15 protein-coding genes are annotated in these 20,005 nt (G+C 57.6%); 9 read left to right on the forward strand and 6 right to left on the reverse strand.

Going from position 1 to position 20,005, the window contains the following annotated elements; genetic code table 11:
- Window positions 1-19 precede the first annotated feature (19 nt).
- Genes P9273_RS31280 through P9273_RS32485 form a run of 4 tightly spaced genes read right to left on the reverse strand, consistent with a single transcriptional unit; the run spans window position 20 to window position 1,025 of the window.
- The gene (locus P9273_RS31280) at window positions 20-271 is read right to left on the reverse strand and encodes a hypothetical protein (RefSeq protein ID WP_127248734.1); all 252 of its coding nucleotides are present in this window, start codon (window positions 269-271) and stop codon (window positions 20-22) included.
- Between the two features lie 14 nt (window positions 272-285).
- Window positions 286-570 carry a DUF6804 family protein gene (locus P9273_RS31285; protein ID WP_063169433.1) on the reverse strand — a complete coding sequence of 95 codons (285 nt, stop codon included), beginning with the start codon at window positions 568-570 and terminating at the stop codon, window positions 286-288.
- A gap of 52 nt (window positions 571-622) precedes the next feature.
- Window positions 623-862: a hypothetical protein gene (locus P9273_RS31290; RefSeq protein WP_082826591.1), complete on the reverse strand. Its 240-nt coding sequence runs from the start codon at window positions 860-862 to the stop codon at window positions 623-625.
- Window positions 863-890: 28 nt separating this feature from the next.
- Window positions 891-1,025 carry a YHYH domain-containing protein gene (locus tag P9273_RS32485; protein WP_199489651.1) on the reverse strand — a complete coding sequence of 45 codons (135 nt, stop codon included), beginning with the start codon at window positions 1,023-1,025 and terminating at the stop codon, window positions 891-893.
- A gap of 129 nt (window positions 1,026-1,154) precedes the next feature.
- Here P9273_RS32485 and P9273_RS31295 point away from each other — a divergent pair, with 129 nt between their 5' ends.
- From P9273_RS31295 to P9273_RS31320, 6 genes are all read left to right on the forward strand, one after another.
- A complete protein-coding gene (locus tag P9273_RS31295; RefSeq protein ID WP_126066778.1) occupies window positions 1,155-1,595 on the forward strand; it encodes a hypothetical protein in 441 nt (146 codons plus the stop codon).
- A gap of 197 nt (window positions 1,596-1,792) precedes the next feature.
- A complete protein-coding gene (locus tag P9273_RS31300; protein ID WP_063169430.1) occupies window positions 1,793-3,232 on the forward strand; it encodes a hypothetical protein in 1,440 nt (479 codons plus the stop codon).
- A complete protein-coding gene (locus P9273_RS31305) occupies window positions 3,225-4,043 on the forward strand; it encodes a hypothetical protein (RefSeq protein WP_063169429.1) in 819 nt (272 codons plus the stop codon). Before P9273_RS31300 ends, P9273_RS31305 begins: the two co-directional genes overlap by 8 nt.
- On the forward strand, window positions 4,043-5,359 hold the full coding sequence (locus P9273_RS31310) for a hypothetical protein (protein ID WP_063169428.1): 1,317 nt from the start codon (window positions 4,043-4,045) through the stop codon (window positions 5,357-5,359). Before P9273_RS31305 ends, P9273_RS31310 begins: the two co-directional genes overlap by 1 nt.
- Complete coding sequence (locus tag P9273_RS31315) at window positions 5,347-6,405, forward strand: hypothetical protein (RefSeq protein WP_224571173.1); 1,059 nt, start codon at window positions 5,347-5,349, stop codon at window positions 6,403-6,405. Before P9273_RS31310 ends, P9273_RS31315 begins: the two co-directional genes overlap by 13 nt.
- A 50-nt stretch (window positions 6,406-6,455) precedes the next feature.
- Entirely contained in the window at window positions 6,456-7,601 is a 1,146-nt protein-coding gene (locus tag P9273_RS31320) for a DUF4236 domain-containing protein (protein WP_095770037.1), read from the forward strand.
- A 13-nt stretch (window positions 7,602-7,614) separates the two neighbouring features.
- Here P9273_RS31320 and P9273_RS31325 read toward each other — a convergent pair whose 3' ends face one another.
- Window positions 7,615-8,445, reverse strand: a complete 831-nt coding sequence (locus tag P9273_RS31325; protein WP_127224212.1) for a thermonuclease family protein — start codon at window positions 8,443-8,445, stop codon at window positions 7,615-7,617.
- Window positions 8,446-8,479: 34 nt separating this feature from the next.
- Window positions 8,480-8,929 carry a MucR family transcriptional regulator gene (locus tag P9273_RS31330; protein WP_063169425.1) on the reverse strand — a complete coding sequence of 150 codons (450 nt, stop codon included), beginning with the start codon at window positions 8,927-8,929 and terminating at the stop codon, window positions 8,480-8,482.
- A gap of 600 nt (window positions 8,930-9,529) precedes the next feature.
- Here P9273_RS31330 and P9273_RS31335 point away from each other — a divergent pair.
- The 3 genes from P9273_RS31335 (at window position 9,530) to P9273_RS31345 (ending at window position 19,916) form a co-directional block, all read left to right on the forward strand.
- Window positions 9,530-15,115 carry a DUF3320 domain-containing protein gene (locus P9273_RS31335; protein WP_063169424.1) on the forward strand — a complete coding sequence of 1,862 codons (5,586 nt, stop codon included), beginning with the start codon at window positions 9,530-9,532 and terminating at the stop codon, window positions 15,113-15,115.
- A 71-nt stretch (window positions 15,116-15,186) separates the two neighbouring features.
- Window positions 15,187-16,446, forward strand: a complete 1,260-nt coding sequence (locus P9273_RS31340; RefSeq protein ID WP_063169423.1) for a metallophosphoesterase family protein — start codon at window positions 15,187-15,189, stop codon at window positions 16,444-16,446.
- Entirely contained in the window at window positions 16,443-19,916 is a 3,474-nt protein-coding gene (locus P9273_RS31345) for an ATP-binding protein (protein WP_063169422.1), read from the forward strand. Before P9273_RS31340 ends, P9273_RS31345 begins: the two co-directional genes overlap by 4 nt.
- Window positions 19,917-20,005 lie beyond the last annotated feature (89 nt).

Here is a 20,005-nt window from a genome sequence, read left to right on the forward strand (position 1 = left end):
TCCACATGGCAGCCTAAAGTCAAAAACGCCTATCAGTCGCCTCGCCCTGATCGAGGACAACCTGTTGAAGCTCCACATCTAGGGCATGCGAAAATAGAAAATAACGGGCAAAAAGATGCGCCTTTTCCGACTCCGAGCCTAGATGGTTGAAAGCCTCGAAGTACTCCTTCGTCCGCTCGAGGAGATCTCCCGCATAAAGCGCCAACGGCTGTGACACGGTGACCCTCGGGCGCGCCTTGACCTTCGGCGTCTCAGGTCCACTCTTGGCCATCTCAGATTATCGGCTTAATTCCGGTGCCGGTATGCGACAAAGCCGAACAGAGTAGCCGCTGCGACGTTGAAGATTGCCCACAGCTCGCGCGGCAAATGAACCGGCATGAACGGGTTGAAGATCGCTGCCGCTCCAAACAGCGCCCAAGCCAGGGTGCGATTTTCAGGGCCTGATCGCCACACCATGGCTCCGCAGTAGATCCCGGCGAAAAAGACCACCACGCGGAGGAATTGGTAATAGCCGTACGGCCATGGCGCTACCGCCAGCAGCGAGGCAATAGCTACACAGATGCAGACCAACCGGACCGTTCCGGCCGGCGTCGAAAAGCATTATTTTCAGCAAACTTGATCCTCAAACGCCCAGCACGGTTGTTAGTGGAGTTTCGGCGCCCGCCATATATTTGAAAAGCCAGATTGCCCAAGTGATCGGCCAAATGAACGCCAACATCGCATCCAGGCTCAAGTTAATCAGGATTTTTACGACCACTGATGCATGGCCCTGCCATGTGTCGACGACATTCATCACGTAGGTGATCGGCCCGCCCAGCATGAAGAGGAGGCCCAGCGGAGCTGACATGATGTTCTTCAGCATGTTTGTGTCCCTCAGAAAGGCGTGACCTTCAGTGACAGTGATACGCGCCGGTCTTATGGTTGGTATGGCAACCGTTGGCATCAGTGCCGCCACTGTGTGCAAACGCGCCGGTCGCGCAAGCGATTATTGCAGCGGCCATAGCCGCGAGAAATGTTGTTTTCATTTTATTGCCCTCCCAAAGTATTTCAGACAGAGCACTATTGCCGGTCGGGCACAAGCTGCTCGTGGCACTGTGAACACAAATAGGATAGATGCTCCTCTGTGCAGGCCAAGATCGGGCGAGGAGAATACTTTGGATGGATTGCGATTGATGCACGTCCCGTTGGCGATCCTGCTGACATGGCCAAGGGTGGCGACGGCAAATGAATGCCTCTCGAAGTACACCAAGACCGACGTCTGCGCCTACGCAAAAAAAATGCAAACCGAAATGGCTCCAGCATTGCCCATGCTGATCAGTTCGAACATCTCCGTTCGGAGCATCATCGCAATCGGGCCAAGGATCGTTTTCAACGCCACCTGGGCTCAGACCGATGCGGAAGTAGACGCCAAATTGTTGGCTGCTGGCGTCTCGCGGCCGGTCTATGTCCAGAAGATCGATGAAATGACCAAAAACTATGTCTGTCGTGCGGAGGAACTATCTGCCTTCGTTCGCCTGGGCGGTGAGATCCAGTACACGTATACGACTGTGGATAATTTCCCAGTCGCGAACCCGCTCGTAGCACTCTGTCCTTAGAGCATCGCAGCACGGCTCATGACATGACTAGTCGCGGCCGATCAACCAGTTGATCAGCAGCCATGATCATTTGTTGGAACTCAATTGAGCCTGATCCGCACTAGCAAGTGGATAGAAGTGAATGTGCGGTTGCCCTTTAGCTCTACTATGCATAGAAACCACTCTGCCGGGGGGCGTAAAGTTGGGGTTGTGAGTGCGTGGGCTCTAAATTCGAAAAACTAAATAAGTTGCGTGACTCACTGCGAGAATCCAACCACGATTTTCGGGCGAGCACTCAGCTATTCAACAGCCTGGACCCTGCCAAGATCGACGGCGACCTGGATGTCATTAACCGCGGAAAGCAGCGCGGCGAGGTGAACCAACCCCCGAAAACGGCAAAGAATCTCGACGATGTCGAACATGCCATCGTGGAACGCGTTGAGGATGAGAAGAAGGCTGCGCATCACACTCTTGAGGACAACCTGCAACTCCTTGGAGGTCGTCTTGCCGGCCTCGATTTCGAGGAACAATTCGGTCTAATCCGTCAGACGAATGCCGCTAGCGTTTCGGACTTCAAAGCCTCGGTCGCCGTGGGCCTCGATGAACTTCACGGCCTGAGAAGGGCCCTGAACGACGCCGAAAAAGAGCATGCATGGTTTAAGGAGAAGCACGGTCTCGTTCGTGCCGCGCGTGTGCAGCACGGTGCCGCTCACATTTTCCGGCTATCGCTTCTGCTATTTCTGTTTCTGGTCGAGACAGCGATGAACGGCAACTTCCTGGCCAAGGGCAATGAGCAGGGATTTTTTGGTGGCATCCTTGAGGCTGCGGCATTCTCTTTCATCAACATCGGGGCGGCTTTGCTCCTGGCGGTTTTCTGCGCTCGTCTCGTCACCCATCGGTCGTTTTTCGTAAAATTCGTTGGGATCATTTCAATCCTTTTCTATATCGGCTTGGCGATTTCGATAAACTTGGCGCTAGCGCACTACCGTGAGGTCAGCGGCTCGCTCGCTGACGGCGCCGGCGCTGAGGTCATCCGTAATATGCTCGCCAATCCAGCGGGTCTCACGGACATCAAGTCCTGGTTGCTGTTTGCGATCGGCCTGATGTTTTCGCTTTTCGCTTTTATCGACGGCTGGTTCGTGCTCGACCCTTACCCAGGCTACACTGGCGTTGAAAATCGGCTCGTTCGACGGCGCGATGACTACATCGATCGAAAGAAGGAACTGATCGAAGAGCTGCAGGATGTCCGCGACGACCACAACGAAAAAGTGGAGGAAATCGTCAAGCAGCTTGGTAGTCGCCGGCGCGAGCACCGCGCGATTGTCGATCATCGATCGAGGCTTCTGGCTCTTTTTGCGCAGCATCAAGACCAATTGGAGCGAGCCTGCAATCAGCTTTTGTCGATGTATCGGGAAGCCAACATCCAGGCGAGGACCGAGCCGGCGCCCAAGCATTTCGGAACGCCCTACAAACTTGATCGCATCAAGCCATACGTCACCGGCGAGCGGGAGTGGAATGAGGGAGATGTTGGCGCATCAATTCGCCAGGCGCAGGAGGAACTCAACGAGCAGGTTCGTCTGATTGGTCAGGAATGCGAACGGGGAATTGAGCAGTACCGAGATCTTGATAAGCTTCACCCGGACAGCGTGAATGTCTAGGCGAACCCGCAGACGCAAGAAAGGCAATGCGGGTACCATTGCCGCGGCCATTGCCCTTGGTGTGCTATCCGTTGCGATGTTGGCCGGCTTCGGCTGGATGTGGACCAGGTCTGGCAATGGCCATATCGACGCCAACACGAATTGCCCATTGGACGGACCCTCCAGCCTGACCGCCGTCCTCATCGACGCCACTGATCCAATTTCGGCAACGACGATGGCTGATCTCAAGAACGAGTTCCGAAAGACCATTGGGCAGGTCGAGCCGGGTGGGTATGTGAGGATTTATACCCTGAGCTCGGCGCCTGGTGAGCTGACGGTGATGTTCGATGGATGCAATCCCGGTGATGGGTCGACCGTCGATAGTTGGACCAACAATCCTGCGCGGCGTCAAAAGAAGTGGGAAAACGCCTTCGGCGATCCTTTGAACAAACTTCCCGATGAAATCCCGAATGCGGCTTCCGCGAGCCAATCTCCGATCATGGCTGGAATTCAGAAAATCAAGCTGTCGCTCTTCGATAGCAGCTTGGCCAAACAGGGCAGTCCCAAGCGATTGGTGGTCGCCTCTGACATGATCGAGCATACGACGATTTACTCGCAGTACCGATCGGGACTGGATTACCAAAAATACCTCAACAGCGCCGCCGACCGCACATATGGGACGTCGCTGGATGGGGTGGGCATCACAATTCTTTATATCGATCGGGCAAAGAAGCCATTTCAGACCCTGGATCACGCGGAGTTCTGGACACATTGGGTCCAGAACCATCACGGCGAGTTCGAAAAGCTGGTTGGCTTGGATGGGTTAAACTGATGGCGAGAGCGCACGACAAACCTTTGCTGGATCATCCACGTCTGCCGGTCGTGGTTTTCGCGGCATTGACACTCGGCGGGTGTGTATTCATCGCCATTGCAAAACTCTCAGGCGTAAATCCGATCGTCGCGGCGGTAGCACCGGCCTGCCTGATGTTTTTCTATCTCGGGGTTTCGATCTTTGCTGGAAAGCTACAACTGCACGACGAGCAGACCGGCGATAACCTCTACTATATGGGCTTCCTGTTCACCCTGACGAGCCTTGGGGTCTCGCTGTTTCAGTTTGGAACGGAAGGCTCAACCGACACGATCGTCCAAAATTTTGGCATCGCGATCACGTCGACGATCACCGGTATTGCTCTGAGGGTTTTCTACAATCAGATGCGGCGCGATCCCGCGGACATTGAGCGAACGGCGAGGCACGAACTTGCCGACATGACACGGCGTGTAAGAGCCGAGATGGAAAGCGTAACCAGGGAGTTCGCCGACTTTCGTCGTGTCAGCCATCAAATGCTCGAAGAGGGCTTTGCAGAGATTGCCGAGCAAGCGGCACGCAATGGGGAGCACATTCGATCTGCCCTGGACAATATTGCCATGGAATCGATCAAGCCTGTCCAAGAGGCGTCTGCCAAGCTCAGTGACGCGTTGCAGCACAATTTCGGGCAAGTCGAAACCCAGTTTGCTTCGATAGCGAACCGCGTTGGAGCTGCAGCGGATTTGCTGGATAAAGCCAACAGCTCGATGTCCAACTCTGTTGGAAAGCTCGGTAATCAAGCCGACAATATGGCTGCCAAGCTGGAAAAGGTGGTTGTTCCTGATGAGGTGCTGAAGAACGATCTGGCGCCGATGGTCAAGCTCCTGGGTAATGCTGTCGCACAATATGCGATAAAAACCGAAACAGCCTCGCAAGAGCAGCAAACGCGGATGACCGGTCTTGCCGACGCAGTGATCAAGGTGGCGACTGGAGTGGAGAGAGCGGCAGCGGCCGCAGAAAAGACCGCAGAAACTGTCCAAGCGCAGCAGCGTTTGACTGAGGAGTTCATGGCTGTGATGCAGAAACACAGCAATGAAACACGCGGCCTCGTCGCAACCCTTACACAACATAGCCTCCCGGCCGTGCGCACTCCCCAGCCTCTGAGCAATGCGATAGCGAACGATGTCGAGCGAGTGGCGGCACCTTCCACTGTTGCCTCCCCTGTGGAGACGCCAATCAAGGTTTCGGATGACACGGAGGGCGACACCTTCCGATCGTTAAGCAGTCCGGCGGAGGTGGAGAAGGGTGAACCGCCAAAGAGAGCAAGTTGGTGGGGCAGGTGAGTGAGGTTAGCGGAACAGCCATTACGTTTGAGCGCAAGGGCTATGGCCGCGGCCTGATACTCGGCCTGACGATGGCTGAGACGATGCTGCTTCTCGTTTTCTGCCTTTTGCTTGCTGCAGGCGCGCTCATCGCCAAGACAAAGAAAGAGGCTGCGGCAGCGCAGAAGATTGCGCAGTCCCTCAATGAGAACGCTCGCAAGCTTGACGAGGAAAACAAGCGGTTGCTGGCTCAGCTGAATGCCATGGTCAAGCCTGCAAGTCGACGCAATGTACCAGATCAAGAATGGCGTGAATTGGTCCGGGCCAAAGAGGCCGCAGAGGCAATCAAAAAAGTGGGACTGACCCTTGAGGAAGCGGTGAAAAGCGCGCCGGCCGCCAAAGTCCTCTCTGACAACGACGTCGACGTTGATCAGGCCAAAGCCATGATCGAGAAGATGAAGGTTCTGCGCGAGCTCGGCTACGTTGGCACGGGCAAGACGTCCAAGGATCTTGCTGACGCACTGAAGAAGGCAAGGAACGAGGCCTCTGCTGACAAGCCACACGATTGGCCACCGATCATCAGTCTTAGCGAGCTCGATGGCTATAATTTCGATACTGGAAGTGCGGAGCTTTCCGGTGGCTTCAAAACGAAGTTGCGGCAGATGTCGAAGACCATTGCTGGAATTGCAACTTCCTATGGTGTGGACGTCATTGAGGTGATTGGCCACACGGACGAGCAGGCGATGTCCGGTGACTCATCGAATATGGACAGAGGCCTTCAGCCCGTACTGGCGCGCAAGATGGACATTGGCACACTCCATCCTGCCGACAATGCCGGGCTTGGATTAGCGCGAGCGATCTCCGTCACAGGCATCCTGCGCGATATGCCGGAACTGAAAGGCTTCACCATCCTGCCAATGTCCGGCGGCCAGTTGATATTGCCTGGCGACCGGCTCACCGACGGCGCACAGGCCGGCGACGTCAAGGCGAGGAGGCGAATTGAGATCAGGGTCAGGCAACGTTCGCGAGAGACAGATATTGGACTGGTTCCGGTACCAAAGTTGTGAGGCGAACTGCCCTTGGGTTTCGCTCACAGGGCTTGGGGGGGATTGCGGGGATGGGGTTTTACGTTCGAAAATCGATTAGTGCGGGACCTTTCCGCTTTAACTTCTCGTCTGGCGGGGTTGGCGCGTCCGTTGGCGTGCAAGGTCTTCGTATCGGGACTGGCCCACGAGGGCATTATATTCATGCAGGCGTCGGCGGTCTCTACTACCGAGGCACTTTGGGAAAGCGCAGCGCCAAGCAGACGCTGCAACTGTCTGAATTCCCATCTGGGCCAAAGCCCCATCCAACATCCTCACCCGTGGAATATGTCAGCGGTGGCGTCGTGATGAGAGAAATCGAGTCCGCCGATGTGATCGAGATGCGTGATGAGACATTTGCCAATGTGCTTGATGAAATCAATGCGAGGCAATCGCAGACGCGAATGTCGCTCATCCTGGCCGTGCTGTTTGGGATCGCCGGATTGATCGCAGGCGCAATGCTGGGAGGTGGGGTGGCGCTGATCGGTATTGCTGCCTTTTTGCCGGGCATGCTTATTGGCAACTGGTTGGACAGCTACCGCCGGGTGAGCGTGCTCTACTATGATTTGGAGCAGGACGCGGAGGCGGCCTACGGGCGACTTGTCGCCGCCTTTGACACGCTCACACGCTGCGCGGCGAGTTGGCATGTCGCGGCTGGTGGCAAGATAGAGGATCTGACGACTTGGAAGCGCAATGCGGGAGCCACGATGTTGGTCGATAAAAAGTCGACGACGCTCCAAGCTTCCTTGCCGACGGTTGTTCGCAGCAATGTCACACCACCGTCGATACACGTCGGCCGGCAAATCCTTTATTTCATGCCAGACATGATTTTGGTGAAGGACGGAAACCAGTACGGTGCCGTTGGGTATGGAGACCTCAGGACGCAATTTGCCCCCAGCAATTTTATTGAGACCGGCAAAGTTCCATCTGATGCTGAGATCGTGAGCTATACCTGGGCTCATCCCAATAAGAATGGCGGACCCGACAAACGCTTCAGAGATAATCGGCAGATCCCTGTCTGTCGCTACGAAGCCTTGCGGTTTTCTAGCCCATCCGGGCTCAACGAGCTGGTGGAATTTTCCAAGACAAACGTCAGCCAGCCCTTTTGCCAGGCTCTATTGGCACTCGCGCAAATGCACCGAAACGCTGGTGGCCAGTCCGGCTTGCTGAAAGCGCGCTAAGGAATTGGCTTGGTCAGCAAATGCCTTCGCACGGAATTCCGTCGCCGTCCCGGTCCAATTTGGGTCCCCAGCTACAGTTATTGAGATACCAGCGCGCCTCATCGCATGAGGAGATTTGCTTACAATAGCGACGCGGTTGACACGAATAGCTCTGAGCTATTTGGCGACGGCCTGTAAGGCCGTAGGATGTGTCATTACCGGGTTTATTGTTGGCTGCATGTGTTGCTCGCCAATCCCAAGGGGCTGTGAAAGTGCCAACCCAGATGCCAATCTTGGCCCTTTGGGCATCTGCCTGTTGTGACGCGTAACTACCATGGCTGTATCGAGGCCAATCCAGGGCATAACCCTGTTCGACCATCCAAGACGCAATGCTAGCACCGTCCGCCCGCTGACAATCACCAACGAAGCGGTTGTAACGATCCCACGAAACAAAGTTGCACTGGATGGGTCGGGATTGACTGAGGAAGATGTCCAGTGCTTCTGCGGATTTGCGGCCGCATGGGTATTCTTGCCCGCTTGCGTCGCTGCAGTTTTGGCTGCTTTCAGGTGCGTCGATGCCATTGAAACGAATACGCTGTCCGTGGATCTCGATCGTGTCCCCGTCAACGATGGACGCTACGCCGACGATAGGCTTCGGTTTTGACCCGAGTGCGCTTGCTGTATTGGGTCCCGCGATCTGGTTGCCCCACCCTGTAAAGTAGGAGGTGACATAAGCGCCCACTGCTAGCGTGATCACCAGGATCGCGGCTAATGATTTATGTGAAAAGAAACGCTTGCGCATAATTGAAACCCGGCCGCGTCTTGGCCGCGAGCTGCGGCGATGGGAATAGCGATCGCGATTCAATTTTCGATCCTTTGCGAAGCTGCCAAATGTTTTGCTAGCGCGTCTTTGACTTCTTGGCTGCTGCTTTCTTGGGCGCGGCTGCTGTGCGACCGAGGCCAATCGATTTTGCCAATCTGGAGCGATTGGCTGAATAGTTAGGCGCGACCATGGGGTAATCGTTGGAGAGGCCCCATTTTTGGCGATAGGCGTCGGGCGTCAGTCCAAAATGCGTGTTCAAGTGTCTCTTGAGGGACTTGAACTTTTTGCCGTCTTCGAGGCAGACGATGTAGTCTGGAGTGACTGAGCGCTTGGGGTTGACCGCGGGAACTTGGTCGGGTTTTTCCGGTTCGGACGGCTGGCCGATACGCGCTAATGACGAATTGATGCTGGCAATAAGGTCCGGCAATGAGGAGACCGGCACTGAATTCTTGCTCACATAAGCCGCAACGATATCGGCGGTAAGCTCCATCAGCGCGGTGGCCGTATTTTGGATTTCGTCAGTCACTTCATGGCTCCGGACTTCTGCAGTGAAATCCCGATCTATTACTTATCGGCTAAAAAAACCAGTAGAGGGAGGATACTAAATGCCAGGCGCTAATAGTGATGAATGTTAAAGCGCCAATCAGAATGCGGAACCACGAGAGACGGTGGATTGATTGGGCGCGGCGTTTTCTTTGTATGACCAGGAAAGCGGCTTGAGGCTCACAGGCGGATGCATTTAGATTTGGACGAGTAGGACCTACGCATGACATTTTCGAAAGACCCGCCGCCGGAGGTTAAGCCCCAGAAGGATAAGGCAAAGACTGGATCTGAATTGGACCGCGTTCCAAGTGCGGGAGCCATTCGGGTCCGCAACGGACTCTCTGTGTCAGAAAAAGACATTGTGGAGGCGGCTAAATACGGGGGCAGGGAGCGAGAATCCTCGTCGGATAGCGACTAGGCAAAGGGGGCCAAGAATGCAGGCTCTGACCCATATCACACGTCGCAATATTGGACGGTGTCCAGAAGTGATCGCAGTCGTTTCTAATTGAACACGGCTGTTTTTTCTTGCGCGAACGCTCTACGCGGGCTCTAGCTGGTTCTCCTTTCAAAGGGGATGTAAGTCTTGGACGTAAAACAGTCAGTCTTCCAAAGCGATCTCCCTCTAAAGGAGAAACTCGAGCGCGCCAGGATGGAGTTGCTCGATCTTTCCGCCCGCAATCGACTTTTGAATGTGCCGCGGTTTTCCAAGAGCGCGAAGACGATCGATATCGTCGATGAGAAGTCGTCCGAAATTTATCGATTGCTGGTGACCGAAGGAAAGGCTTTTACCTTCCTGGCCGGCAAGCCCGATAGGCCGAAAGCGGGCCAGGATGAAAGCAGCCCTCCAGACGAAGAGATCGACTATTCCCCCGTCGCTCTCGCCCAACCAGAGGACGATGGAGTCGATAACAGAGGGATATCCGCGCGGCACTCGGACACCAAGCTGCAGACGCGTATGACCCCAACTGGGCTGCAGCGGCGGCTCCTTGATCTCTACCATGATGCCCGCACACTCGAGGAAGAGCAGGGCGTCAATATCCTCTTTCTGGCCCTTGGAATGCTGAAGTGGATTGACCCGAACAACAAAGAGAACATCCGTCAGGCCCCCCTCATTTTGGTGCCGGTTCGGCTTGAGCGAGGGGCCGCTGGAGAAAAATTCCGCCTACGAGCCCGGCCGGAAGATCTTACCGCAAACCTCTCCTTGGAACTCTATCTCGACCGCATTCACAAGCTCGCTCTGCCGCGTTTTGAGGTGGGAGATGACTTCGACGTCTCGGCCTATCTCGATGCCGTTGCCGAAGCAATTTCGACCAAAGAGGGTTGGGAGGTGCTTCGCGACGATATGGTGCTCGGCTTCTTCTCGTTTGCGAAGTTCTTGATGTACCGTGATCTGGATCCGGATCTCTGGCCCGATGGCGCAAAGATTATCGAACAACCGAAGATCCGCTCGCTTCTTTCAGATGGTTTCGAAACACGCGAGCCGCTTATGTCGGACGACATAGCGATTGATCCGCACATTGCGCCCGCCGAAATGTTGCATATCGTCGACAGTGACAGTTCTCAGACACTGGCGATCCATGACGTCAGAAAAGGTCGCGACCTCGTTATCCAAGGTCCGCCTGGGACAGGAAAATCGCAGACGATCGCAAACATTATTGGGTCGGCCGTTGCCGACGGAAAGACCGTGCTGTTCGTGGCCGAAAAGATGGCAGCGCTGGAGGTCGTCAAGCGACGGCTTGACACTGCTGGGGTGGGGGACGCCTGCCTTGAGCTGCATAGTAACAAGGCGAACAAGCGCATGATGCTAGAGGAGCTGCGGCGAACCTGGCAACTCGGATCGCCCAGGGGCCAGCTTCCTTCTTCCCTAACTGATCGCTTGCTGGAGGCTCGCGATAAACTCAACGCACATGCTGCACGAATGCACGTTGCGTTCGGAGCGTCCGAACTCACTCCTTATCAGGTTCTCGGCCAGCTAACCCGACTAAGGCAGGTCGGTCAGAAACCAGTGGACATCGAACTTACGGATGCCACAAGCTGGACAACTGACGGCGTTTCGCAACGTCGCAAATTGCTCGATGAGGTCTCTCAGCGGATCAACGAGATCGGCTTGCCGATCCACCACCCGTGGCGGGGAGTTGGCCTGGATGTCGTTCTTCCAACGACCATTGAGAGGCTCGTCCCACGCATCGCGGCGTTGCTGGACCAAGCCAAGGCACTGCACGCCAAACTGGTCGGTATCGCTGAGCGGATCAAGGCCGAGCCTCCGAAAATTCTCAGCGACAGCGGCGAGATAGAAGATCGCGCTGAGCTTCTCGCGTCCGCGCCTGGACTTCCTGCCGAGGCGCTCGTCTCGCCGGTATGGGATGAGCGTCCGAAAGACATTTCATCGCTTCTCTGGTCAGGAACGGATTTCGCCCGCAAGTCCGAGGAACTTTCGGAGCAGTTGGCGGCAACGGCTATCGACACGCCAATTGAAGGTCTCGAGACAGAGCTTGCAAAGCTTCCCTCGGAATTTCCGAAAGATGGTTTCCATCGTGCGCGACAGCTCACCATTCTGCTCCCACGCTTGAGGGAAGAAGCTGAGCGCCTGAATCAGGAACTCGGATCGGCGATATTGCCAGACACGTTGGCAGGCTTGCTCAGGCTGGCCGTGACCGGCGAGCGAGTAGCGGCAGCACCTGACGCAAGTCCGGAGGCCTTCGCAGCCACCGTTTGGGACTCCGGACTTGAGCAGGCAGGCGACCTTGCCGACAGCGTAGCGACGCTTGAGGCTGCCAGAGCCGACCTTCAGGGCAAGGTTGTTGACGCGGCGTGGAGCACCGAGGTGGCCGCGGCGCGGCAGGCGCTCGCCACACACACGGGAATATTGAAAGCATTGAACGGCGACTACCGTCGCGCCACAGCACTTGCGCGGACTATTGTGGTCGACCCTAGCGCGCCTGCGACGCAGATAGTTGGTCTCCTCGACCTTTTGATGAAGGGTCAGGCTGCCGCAGCAAGAGTCCGCGAAGGCGACGCTTTTGGCCGTTCCGCCTTCGGGGCAGATTGGCGTGGGGAGCGATCGGCTTCCGCGCCACTGCTCGCGCTAGTGGAGTGGATGCGGACTCTACGAGGGCTAGGCCCCGAACCTCGGATTATCGCCGGCCGGATGGCGGAACGCTCCGAGGCCGGTGCGCGTGCAGCGCGCGTTCGCAAGGTTATCGAAATCGGTCGGCCAATTATCGAAGGTTTCTGGAACGATCTCGGGCACCTCGCGTCATCCATGCTAGGCGACGTGGCTTCCGCCGAGCGGGCCTCGCTGCAACTGATGGAAGCGAAGGCGAGCACTGTAGCTCAAGCCGATGATGCGTCACGACAGGTTCTGACTGACGTTCCGGATCTAATCACTGAGCGGGTGGAGCTACTGCGCCGACTAGGCAGACTACAAGCACTTGCTCAAGGGATCGATGCGGGAGAGAGCCTTGGCAAGTTCGTATTCGGCTCGTCGTGGCACGGTCGAGGATCCGATTGGGCCGCTCTCACGCAAGCCGAGCTTTGGCTGAAAGAAAATGGCTCGATCCGACATCTGGCTGCGCGGTTGCCTGAAAGAATCGAGATCGCAAACTCGGCACGTTCAGCACGTGAAGCGGCCCAAGCGGCAGCGCGGGAATTGAAGGCGCTTACAGGGGATTTGAAAGCCGATGCTCCCTCCTTGTTTGGAGTAGTCGATTTTCCGGACGTCGCGATAGGCGAGGTCGTTTCTCGGCTGCAGGGTTGGCTCGATCATCAGGAGCAGCTCTCGAAATGGGTTGCCTATGAAGAGCGATCCGAAACGGCCCGAAAGGCTGGACTGGGACAGTTGATAGACGGCCTAGCCAACGGCCAGATTACAACAGGATCGGCTCGATCAGTTTTTGATATGGCCTACTACGAACGAATGTTTCTGGCGATGGCGACCGATGAGCCGGAGCTGGCAAGGTTCGACGGGGAACTGCATTCCAGGGCTGTACGTGACTTCGCAGATCTGGACCGCCAGCGCATCAAGGCCGGCGCCATCGAAGTTGTAACGGCTCATCACCGGAAAATTCCTTCAAGAGACGGCGGAGCTGGACCTGTCGGACTGCTTCGTTCTGAGATGGCGCGCAGACGAGGCCACATGCCCATCCGGCAATTGATGCAGAAGGCAGGCCCTGCCATCCAGGCGCTGAAGCCAGTGTTCATGATGAGCCCGCTTTCGGTGGCGCAATTCCTGTCGCCCGGCCGGATGTCCTTCGATCTGCTCGTGATGGACGAGGCGTCTCAGATCCAGCCCGTGGACGCACTTGGCTCGGTCGCCAGGGCCAGTCAGGTGGTCGTCGTTGGCGACGAACGCCAACTGCCACCCACGACATTCTTCGCGAAGATGACAGGCTCGCAGTCTGAAGATGACGAGGGTGAGGGCGCGCAGGTCGCCGACATTGAAAGCATCCTCGGCCTGTTCACGGCCCGCGGCTTGCCGCAGCGTATGCTGCGCTGGCACTACCGTAGCCGTCACCAATCTCTAATCGCAGTATCGAACAGCCAGTTCTACGAGAACCGGCTTTTCATCGTGCCAAGCCCTTATACCCAAGAGGCAGGTATGGGGTTGCGGTTTCATCATGTGCCGGAGGGGGTCTTCGATTCCGGCGGCACAGGAACCAATCCGGTAGAGGCGAGAGCAGTAGCGGAGGCGATCATCCGTCATGCGAAGGTGAACCCGCAAGAGACTCTAGGCGTTGCAACATTTTCGGTTAGCCAACGCCGCGCGATCCAGGATGAACTCGAAGCGCTGCGGCGACTAAATCCCGACACCGAGGAATTCTTTCACGCTCATCCAAGCGAGCCATTCTTCGTCAAGAACCTCGAAAATGTTCAAGGCGATGAGCGCGACGTGATCATGATCTCGGTGGGGTATGCCAAGAATGCCCAGGGATACATGGCCATGCGTTTCGGCCCTCTTGGCGCGGAAGGCGGCGAGCGTCGGCTCAACGTCCTCATAAGCCGCGCCAAGCGCAGCTGCGAAGTATTCGCGTCCATCACAGACGAGGACATCGACCTGGAGCGTGGCAAAGGGAAAGGCATCTTCGCCTTCAAGCTCTTCTTGCACTACGCGAGAACAGGGCGAATTTCGCTTGCCCAAGTCACGGTTCGCGAAATGGATTCAATCTTTGTAGAACAGGTAGCCAACGCGCTGATCGAAATGGGTTATCAGGTTCATGCTCAAGTGGGCATTGCCGGCTTCTTCATCGACCTCGCAGTTGCGGATCCAGAGAGGCCAGGCCGCTATATTCTTGGCATCGAATGCGATGGCGCAGAATATCACTCATCTCGCTCGGCCAGAGATCGAGACCGGCTTCGGCAGTCGGTTCTGGAAGACCATGGTTGGATCATCCATCGCATCTGGAGCGCTGACTGGTTCCAACGGCCTCGTGAGCAGCTGGAGCGAACCATACTAGCGATTGAGGCCGCCAGAAAAGAACTCGATGAGCGGGCCGAATTGGGGGTCCAGAGAAATCGAGCTGTAGCCGTGCAGGTTGTTACGGTCGACCGAGGCAACGTGACGGAAATCGGTCTCGAAAGCACAAACGGATCCGAGACACCCAATCGAGCCTACGAAGAGGCCGAACTAAAGCGACCGGGATCGTTCGAACTCCACGAGACGCCCAGCGGAATCATGGCCGGACTGGTCGAGCAGGTCGTGGCTACAGAAACGCCAATCCATGTCGACGAAATAGTTTCGCGTATTCGGGACGCCTGGGGTCTGCAGCGGGCCGGTGGCAGGATTCAGGATGCAATCGAGCGGGGGGTAAGCATAGCACAGAGAGGTGGTTCAGTAGCCCGTCGAGGCAACTTCTGCTTCAAGCCAGGTGTTCCTGTTCGTCTCAGGGATCGCAGTGGGGTCGTGTCCGCTGGATTGCGCAAGCCCGAAATGATTGCGCAGGACGAGGTCGCCCAAGGCGCTATGGAAGTCGTGAAATCCAACCTCGGTGCGACAGAGGAAGAAATCGCCACAGGCGTTGCCAGGATGCTGGGCTTCAAAGCCACAAGCGCACAATTAAGGCAGCTGATTTCAGCTGGGGTCGCCGATTTGGTTGCCAAAGGAGTGTTACGGTCCCAAGACGGCTTGTTGGTGGCCGGCGAATCCGCGAGCGAGAAATTAGCTGAAGTGTAACGGGGCGCTGCAGCGCCCTCGTTGCAATTTCTGTCGAAGCTCGGAACACCTCTTTTGCTGGCGGAGGCCGAATGGCATTTCGATTCGTACACACGGCCGATATTCATCTCGACTCGCCGCTTCGTTCGCTGGCGATGCGAAATCCCGATCTTGCCGGGCTGGTGGGCGACGCCAGCCGCCAGGCATTCGTTTCGATAGTGGATCTCTGCCTTGAGGAACGTGTGGCCGCGTTGGTCATTGCTGGCGACCTATACGATGGCGACCAGACTTCAATGAAGACAGCGCGGTTCTTGGGCGCGCAGATGACACGCCTGCACCAGGCCGGCATCATGGTTTTCAAGATCCGCGGTAATCATGACGCCCTGTCGCGGATTTCCAAACAGCTGGTATTTCCCGACACCGTTACCATCTTTGGTGGTCGTGCTCAGTCGGTATTGCAGACAGCCGGCGGTCTGGACGTCGTATTCCATGGTTTGAGCTTTGCGAACCCTAAGGCGCCGGACAGCCTGTTAACCAAATATCCGGCGGCTCGTGAAGGGGCCGTCAACATAGGCATCATGCATACCAGTCTGGCTGGATCGCCAGGTCACGACGTTTACGCGCCCTGCAGCATCGCTGACTTGCACGCCCACGGTTTCGACTATTGGGCCCTCGGCCACATCCATGCTCGCCAAGTCCATCCTGGCGCCAGTGCCGTGGTGATGCCGGGAATACCGCAGGGGAGGGATATCAACGAGGCCGGTGAGAAATCAGTCACCCTGGTGACGGTGCGCCACGACCGTTCGGTGGAGATCGAGGAACGGCTGACCAGCGTTGCGCAGTTCGAACGGGTGAGCGTCGACCTTACCGGAGCGGTGGAGTGGCCCGAGGCCGTCGCGCGTGTTCGCTTCGCACTCGAAGAGATGCGGGCAACCGTCCGATCGCGTCATGCTGTGGCTCGCATTGGCCTGACAGGAACGTCACCACTGATGTGGGCGCTGATCCGCGACAGGGACCTCCTTCTTGCCGAAGCCGAACAGGCTGCGGAACAGCTAGGCCATACGTGGGTGGAGAAGCTCGAGCTTGACCTCGCGCCGCCTCGGACGGAGACCGCCGAGGATATTGCTGATCCGATTTTCGAACTCGAGCAATCAATGCGTGCCGATGCCACCTCGGAGGCCTTCCGCGCTGAGGCGAGGGCGTTCGTCCAAAAGATGGTCGCCGACCTTCCGGCCGACGGGCGGGATTTTGCTGGGACGGACGAAGCCGGGCTGGAACAGTTCCTCGATCAGGTGCTTTCCAAGGGCGCGGACTTGGTGACTGCCCGCCTTAAGGCCGGTGGATCGTCATGAGGTTGCGGCGCCTTGACCTCATTCGTTATGGAAAGTTCACCGATCGTTCGATCGACTTCGGACCCAAACCGGAATCCGGACCTGATCTGCATATCGTGTTTGGCCTGAATGAGGCCGGCAAATCGACTGCGCTTTCGGCCTATCTAGACTTGCTGTTCGGCATCGAGGAACGGAGCCGCTACAACTTCCTGCACGAGTACAGTGCCATGCGCATCGGCGGGGTGCTGGAACTGGCCGGCTCCGAACACACGTTCACGCGTACGAAACAGCGCAGTAATTCGCTATTGAATGCGACGGGCCAACCGGTAAGCGAGGTGGCGATCACGGCGCATCTCGCCGGTCTGTCGCGCGACGCCTACACGACGATGTTCTCACTCGATGACGAGACGTTGGAAGCCGGCGGAAAATCTATCCTGGAGTCGCGGGGCGACCTCGGCAAGCTTCTGTTCACGGCCAGCGCCGGTCTTGGGAACGCAAGTGATACGTTGAACGCCCTCGAGGCCGAAGCAGACGCTCTGTATCGGAAGCAGGCGCATGGAACCGAACTGGCGCTGTTGAAGAAGCGCCTTGTTGACGTAAAGTCGCGCAGGGATGCGATCGACACCCTTGCATCAACCTACGAGGGCCTGGAGGCCGAACGTCTCGATGCAGCGCAGCAGTACGGCCGAACCATCAGCGATCGGGCGGTGCTGGTGGCCAGGCTGGATACCTTTGCTCGTTACGTGCGTGCTGCGCCGATGCTGGCGGATATCCGGCGCAAGATTGCCCGGCTGGATCAGCTGCCGGACATCGCCTCCCCAGCCCGGACATCGACGGGAAGTGTCACCGAACTGATCGATGACGATGCCAGCCTCAGAACGCGGCTGTCCGCAAACATCGACGAGACCGAGCGCCTGGCGGAAAAAGTCACTGCGGTCGACGAGGACGAACCGATCCTGTCGATTTCCGAACGCATTCGCGGGCTGGCGGAGAGCAAGGTGCGCCATACCGCGGCTGGCTTTGACTTGCCCACTCGCAGGATGGAGCTGCAAATCCTCAACAACAGCGTGGCGAGCTGCCTTGCCGCCTTGGGCCGATCTTCCGAGGCGGATCCTGGCGCGCTGCTTCTGCCTGCCGTCACCGTTGGCGTCGTTCGCGCCATGGTCGAGCAGAGGTCCGGGATTGCTACCGGGATGCGTGCCGCTCGCGACGAAGCCGCGGCGGCACTCGATGCGCTGCAGGTGGCAAGGCAGCGGGTCGGCGAGGAAAGGGCGGTGCCCGAACCTGCCAGGGCAAGGCTGGGCTCGGCTTTGTCGAAAGCGCGAGCAAGCGGACACCAGGCAGAGATTAGGACGGCTCGCGAGGCGGAAGATGCGGGAACAATCCGATGGAAGGCGGCGCTCGCGCGCTTGCGTCCATGGAACGGAGATGCCCTCGCTCTCGCCAACGTCGCGGTTCCGAGCGCCGGGCAGATTGCCGCCTGGAAGACGGTAGCGTCAGAACTGGCAAGGAACACCGCCGTACTTGCCGAACGCCTTGCTGAATACGAGGGCAACCATGCCATGCTCGCCGCACGATTGGATGCCCTTCGTGCCTCGGGCGACATTGTCGACGATGAAGCGGCTACCGCCATCCGCCGAGTTCGCGATGATGCGTGGGCAACGCACCGCGCAGCGCTGACCGGTGACACCGCTGACGACTTCGCCGTGGCATTGGCGCGCGATGACATTGCCAGCGCAGGCCGGCTGGCCGGCGCGGCGGATCTGGCTGAGATCCGGGCAACTACGCGCGAGCTGGCCGAGGCCGCGGCCAACCTGTCACGCAACGGCATCCAACGCACACAGCTCGGCAAGGATGTGGATACCCAATTGTTGGAAATCCGCGCGGCCGCCAGGGACCTGCTCGGAGACGCCGTGGAACCTTCGTCTGAGCGCCTGATCGAAAGGATCGAGGATCAGATCGAGGCGCGCAGCGATGCGCTCGCTGCCTGGGAGCAGATCGAACTTGCTCGCTTGAAGGCCGAGCGAGCCGCTGACGCCGGCGAGCAGATACGCTTGGAAATGAGAGCAGTGCTGGGAAGCGTCGGCATTGTATCAGAGTCCAACGACACCCTCGAAGCAATCATGGCCATCGCGGAGCCGTTTCTGGATCGGCAGCGCAAGGTGGACGCCGAGTATGCCGAGGCGCTCAGAATGGTGAGCTCCAAAGAAGAGGATCTAGCGGCACGACGGGTTGCAGTAGGTGTGGCGGAGCGTCGCGAGGAGGAATGGCTGGCCGGCATTACCGAAGCACTCAAGGGAACTTGGCTCGAAAGCGGGCTCTCCGCATCCGGCGTCGGCACTGTGCTCGATCAATTGGCCGAACTTTCAAGAAGCCTGCAGGAACGGGACGACCTGCAGCTGCGTATCGACAAGATGGAGGCCGACAGGGCCAATTTTCTGGTCGAGGTCATCGCCGTTGCGGTTGAAGCCGACGAGCCGACGAAGGATACCGACCCGGAGCAGTTGGCCATCCGCCTTGCCGAGCGCCTAGAGCGTGCCGAGCGGACACGTGAAACGAAGGCAAGCCTCGGCAACGACCTGAAGCGCCTCAAGGAGGCGCGCGACATCCTCGACACTGAGATTTTGGCACACGAACGCCGCAAGAACGAGGTGCTGGGCGTCTTTGGTGTCGCCACTCTGCCCGAGGTAGTCGAACGCGATGAGCTGTTGCGTGAGCGCGATGGCTTGCGCACCACCGTCGCCGAACTTGAGGAACGGATAGTGGCGGAGCTCGCGGTCGACGGATTCGAGCAGGCCCGCTCGATCCTGGACGCGATCGATTTCGACGGCCTCGCGGTCGAGAAGGCTGAGGGTGAGCAGCGGCTTCGCCTGTTCGATGAAACCATCCAGCAACAGCTGATCCGGCAGACGCGCGCGGCCGACAAGCTGGACGCCATCGGCGGTGATAGTGCGGTTGCACGCCTGGATGCTGAACGGCGCACAACCCTGCTGGAAATCGAGGAGAAGGCCGTTCGCTACATAGAGCTGAAGCTTGGCATCATGTCGGCTGGCAATGCTTTGCGGATCTACCGTGAGAGCCATCGCTCCGGCATGATGGCGCGCGCATCAGACGCGTTCAAGCTAATGACGCGTGGCCAGTATTCGGGGCTGACAACCCAGCCTGTAAGAGGTGGTGAGGTTCTCATTGCTGTGCAGGGTGACGGGCAATCCAAGGTCACCGAAGCGCTTTCAAAGGGTGCACGATTTCAGCTGTACCTTGCCCTAAGACTCGCCGGTTATTACGAGTTCGCGCAATTTCGGCCCTCGGTCCCATTCGTCGCCGACGACATCATGGAGACGTTCGACCATATTCGCTCGGAGGAGGTTTTCAGGCTGTTCGGAGCGATGGCAAACACAGGTCAGGTCATCTACCTGACGCACCATAAGCATCTATGTGAAATAGCTGAGGCTGTCGTACCGGGAACGAGGATCCATCAACTCGCACAGTAATTTTCTCCGGAATACGTGAACGAACCAGTGAAGGACGCCGAATTTGACGGCAAGTATGCGCCCAAAGTCAGACGTTCCGGCAAACTTCG

Source organism: Mesorhizobium sp. WSM4935, assembly GCF_029625735.1.
Lineage (GTDB): Bacteria > Pseudomonadota > Alphaproteobacteria > Rhizobiales > Rhizobiaceae > Mesorhizobium.

Coding starts and splice junctions, on each gene's coding strand:
- P9273_RS31280 (WP_127248734.1), bottom strand. CDS start 271: ATGGCCAAGAGTGGACCTGAGACGCCGAAGGTCAAGGCGCGCCCGAGG.
- P9273_RS31290 (WP_082826591.1), bottom strand. CDS start 862: ATGCTGAAGAACATCATGTCAGCTCCGCTGGGCCTCCTCTTCATGCTG.
- P9273_RS32485 (WP_199489651.1), bottom strand. CDS start 1,025: ATGAAAACAACATTTCTCGCGGCTATGGCCGCTGCAATAATCGCTTGC.
- P9273_RS31305 (WP_063169429.1), top strand. CDS start 3,225: ATGTCTAGGCGAACCCGCAGACGCAAGAAAGGCAATGCGGGTACCATT.
- P9273_RS31310 (WP_063169428.1), top strand. CDS start 4,043: ATGGCGAGAGCGCACGACAAACCTTTGCTGGATCATCCACGTCTGCCG.
- P9273_RS31320 (WP_095770037.1), top strand. CDS start 6,456: ATGGGGTTTTACGTTCGAAAATCGATTAGTGCGGGACCTTTCCGCTTT.
- P9273_RS31340 (WP_063169423.1), top strand. CDS start 15,187: ATGGCATTTCGATTCGTACACACGGCCGATATTCATCTCGACTCGCCG.
- P9273_RS31345 (WP_063169422.1), top strand. CDS start 16,443: ATGAGGTTGCGGCGCCTTGACCTCATTCGTTATGGAAAGTTCACCGAT.